General features: G+C 41.2%; 1 protein-coding gene. It reads right to left on the reverse strand.

Features of this window, described 5'->3' with window-relative positions; all coding sequences use genetic code 11:
• A partial coding sequence (locus WAE57_RS15805) for a PAS domain-containing protein (protein WP_337711308.1) occupies nucleotides 1-588 on the reverse strand: 588 nt, incomplete at both ends.

Consider the following 588-nt stretch of genomic DNA (forward strand, 5'->3'; position numbering starts at 1 on the left):
CTGAGGTGCCCCAGACTTTGATTTAAAGGCTGGAAGCCATCTAAATCCACATACATGACAATCAGGGACTGTTGACTTTCATGTTGTATGTGGAATGCGACATCCAGTATTTTTTCAAAGGTATGATGATTAATTAATCCGGTTAAACTATGGTGGGTTTGCTGACGGGCAATATATTCGCTATTTGCCTGCTGTTGAGTAATATCTTGCTGAATTCCAATAAAATGGGTACAGAAATTTTTGTCATCAAAAACTGGTCCTAATATCAGCTGGTTCCAGAACCAGCTCCCATCTTTACGATAGTTTTTTAAGGTGATCTGGATTTCTTGCCGTTCTTGAAGTGCATTGTGTATTTTATCAATCATCTCCGGATCGGTATCAGGACCTTGCAGAAAACGACAGTTCTGACCTAGCACCTCTTCTTTTTTATAACCGGTCAGGCTTTCAAAAGCAGGATTAACATATTCAATAACATGGTGTGCAGAAGCATTGGTCAGCACGATGCCATGAGGATTCGCATCGACACTACGTTTCAGTAGCCGTAACATTTCTTCGGTTTCATGCCGCTCTGTAATATCACGGGCGATT

The sequence above is a fragment of the Acinetobacter sp. NS-4 genome, assembly GCF_037402435.1.
Classification (GTDB): Bacteria; Pseudomonadota; Gammaproteobacteria; order Pseudomonadales; family Moraxellaceae; genus Acinetobacter.